General features: G+C 52.5%; 1 protein-coding gene and 2 pseudogenes. 1 reads left to right on the top strand and 2 read right to left on the bottom strand.

From position 1 onward, the window contains the following. Positions 1–285 (bottom strand): annotated as a pseudogene (locus tag DK510_RS23390) (IS6 family transposase); the annotation flags it as partial. Positions 286–718: 433 nt separating this feature from the next. Between DK510_RS23390 and DK510_RS19295 the strand changes: the two are divergent. Further along, positions 719–2,584 carry an AMP-binding protein gene (locus DK510_RS19295; RefSeq protein WP_109313488.1) on the top strand — a complete coding sequence of 622 codons (1,866 nt, stop codon included), beginning with the start codon at positions 719–721 and terminating at the stop codon, positions 2,582–2,584. Between the two features lie 224 nt (positions 2,585–2,808). Here DK510_RS19295 and DK510_RS23385 read toward each other — a convergent pair. Beyond that, positions 2,809–3,016, bottom strand: a pseudogene (locus DK510_RS23385) (IS6 family transposase); the annotation flags it as partial.

Here is a 3,016-nt window from a genome sequence, read left to right as displayed (position 1 = left end):
GTGGCGTTTGCCGTTCACTTTCACGAATACTTCGTCTAAATGCCACTTCCATTTTGAAAAGGCTCGGAGTTGCTGAATACGCTTCCGTCTGATTTCAGCAGCAAACATCGGGCCAAACCTGTTCCACCAATATCGGACAGTTTCGTGGCTCACGTCGATGCCTCGCTCGTGCAGCAGATCTTCGACATTCCGAAGCGAGAGCGCGAAACGGATGTACAGCATCACCGCAAGGCGGATGATCTCGGGACTGGTTTTAAAGTACTTGAAAGAGGCAGGTCTGGTCATGGGCAAAAGCTACGCAACACCCCAACCCCGCTCAAGCAATGTTCTTCTGACAAGACCGTTTGATCTAAGCTGCTCAAGGAAAGCCAGACAAAAACCGCTTTGAGCTCAATGTCGCCGTTCGCTACAGAGCGGCACAATAGTGTCGGATGAATGTCCATTCTGGGCTCAACGCAGTCATCTGAGTGTTTTCTCAGTTGACCGATTAGCGGCTTTGAGCGGACGATCACCCCCGAAAACTTGGAGTATCGACCAAGAACGACCGCTCTCACCAAAAGCGGTCGCTCTCCCAAATCTTGGCAACGACCGGCTTGCGGACAAAGCGGCCTTTCGTAGATTGGCTTGTTTTTGTGCTTTATCTTGTATGTTGGTGTTGCAAAGTTCGGCTGCTCGACCAAAGCTCAGGTGACACTTTCCTGAAGTTGAAGGAGATCCCATGGTCAATCTGGGCACACAGCCGATCAGGACTCAAAGTGATATTTCTGAGTTCGAAGAAGAAATGACGCTTGAAGAGCGTTTACCTGAGCAAAGCATCTTGGATGTCTTTATCAACAGCGCCGACCGCGATCCTGATGCGACTGCGCTGACAATGCTGATGACCGGAACTGAAGACGAAGAGCCGCGTCGTGTGACCTATAAACAGTTGCTGGGACAGATAATGCGCGCTGCAAATCTGTTTGCAGCGATTGGAGGTGAAGCACCGGGCGTTGCGTTTATGCTGCCCGCTTTGATTGAAACCCACGTCACTTTGTGGGGAGCAGAAACGGCTGGGTACGCTGTTCCGATCAATTTTCTTTTGCAGCCTGAGAGCATAGCTGAACTTCTCAAAGCCTCCGAGGCAAAGATCCTTGTTGCTCTTGGCCCTCATCCACAGCTGGATATTTGGGAGAAAGCTCTAGCAATGAGGGAGCAGGTTCCGGGCCTCGTACTTGTGCGCATTTCTCCGCCGGGTACACCGCCCGAAGAAGGAGTTATTGATCTTGCCGGTGCTTTGATGGCCCAACCTGATGATCATCTGACTTTTGGGGAGGCGCGCAGGGGTTCAGATCTGGCGGCCTATTTTCACACCGGGGGCACAACCGGTGTACCAAAGCTTGTTGCGCACACCCACCGCAGCCAGCTGGTCGCAGCATTCGGGGGAGCTGTCATGTGCGGCTTTCGCTCTGATGATGTATTTACCGCTACTTTTCCTCTTTTTCACGTCGCCGGAACGATTGTCGGCGGTCTCAGTTGCTTTATGGCAGGCGTTGAACTGCTCGTCATGACTCCTGCCGGTTTGCGAAATCCAGCAGTTGTCGCAAGCTTTTGGCGTCTTGTCGCAGAATACAAGGTTACAATTGTTGGCGGCGTACCAACTGCGATTGGGGCGATCTTGCAAACGCCAATTGGCGATCATGACATCTCGCACGTGCGGGCGGGCGCGACTGGCGCTTCATTGCTACCGCCTGCGGTCGGGCAGAAGTTCAAGGAAGTGACCGGCTGCACTCTTTTTGAAATTCTGGGCATGACGGAAGCTTCCGGATTGATCAGTATCGATCCACTCTGCGGTACGGGTACTGCAGGTTCAGTTGGCTGGGCGTTACCTTACACAAATGTCGACGTTCTCAAGCTGGAAAGCGATGGTGGTCTTGGAGCGGTGTGTGAGATTGGCGAAATCGGTGTTGTAGCCATCAAAGGTCCTCACTTGTCGCCCGGTTACAGCGTTCCAGAATTCAACAGCGAGGTGTTCATAAACGGTGTCCTGAATTCGGGCGACTTGGGGTACAAAGATGCGAATGGGTGCCTTTATATTGCCGGACGCTCCAAAGATCTGATTATCCGAAGCGGCCACAATATCGATCCGGTCATGATTGAGAATGCGATGAGTACCCACCCTGCTGTCGCGTTGGCAGCAGCGGTCGGCATGCCCGATCCTTATGCCGGAGAACTGCCGATATGTTTCATTCAGGTCCACACATCCGATGAGGTTACCGTTGAAGAACTAATGGCACACGCTCAGAACACTATCGATGAAAGACCAGCTTGGCCGAAGATTATTAAGATTGTTGATGAGATACCGCTGACGTCAGTCGGCAAAATCTTCAAGCCAAGTCTGCGGTGCGATGCTGCAAAGCTGGTAGTATCAAATCTGCTTCGTGAACAACTGAAGTTGCCCGACGCTCACGTGCAAGTGGAGGCCGGCGGGCCACGCGGACTTTGCGTCACAGTGTGCCTTTACGAGGCAGACGCGTCGTCTAGGTCCAGCGTTGAACAGAAGCTTCATGACTTCCTTTTCGAGACGCGCGTTGAAGTGGGATCGTAGGGAACAACTCTCAACACGGCTCAAATTGCCAATCCCAAAAAATATTGTGTTGCCGGTGGCCATTGTGCGAGCCTTTTGATTGTTCAGCTGCTAAATGCTCTCACAGCATCCAGTTCCCATGACAACGGCTGCAATGGGCTCAAAACAGACCTTCGCCTCAGCTTGCTCGAAGGTGCTGTCAGACCAATTCGAAGCAGTCTCTGTTTACCCCTAATTGCCGGAACTTATGCTGAACAAAGTTGGCGCCACTCGGAGAGAGCAGCGGCGCGGTTGAGCTTGAAATTGTCTCTGCTGTAGAGGGCGCTTTCCTGATTGAAATGGTTGTGGACGGAAGAATGAACTGCGGCGAACTTCTGCAAACATCGCATTTGCCTGAAGCGGAGCATCGCACGTTCTCGTCGTCGAAATGGCAGATGGGAATTCTCGGCCCGA

Origin of the sequence: Ruegeria sp. AU67 (assembly GCF_900312795.1) — a bacterium.
GTDB lineage: Bacteria > Pseudomonadota > Alphaproteobacteria > Rhodobacterales > Rhodobacteraceae > Ruegeria > Ruegeria atlantica.
Note: the sequence above shows the minus strand (reverse complement) of the source record. Positions and strands in the feature narration are given on the sequence as shown.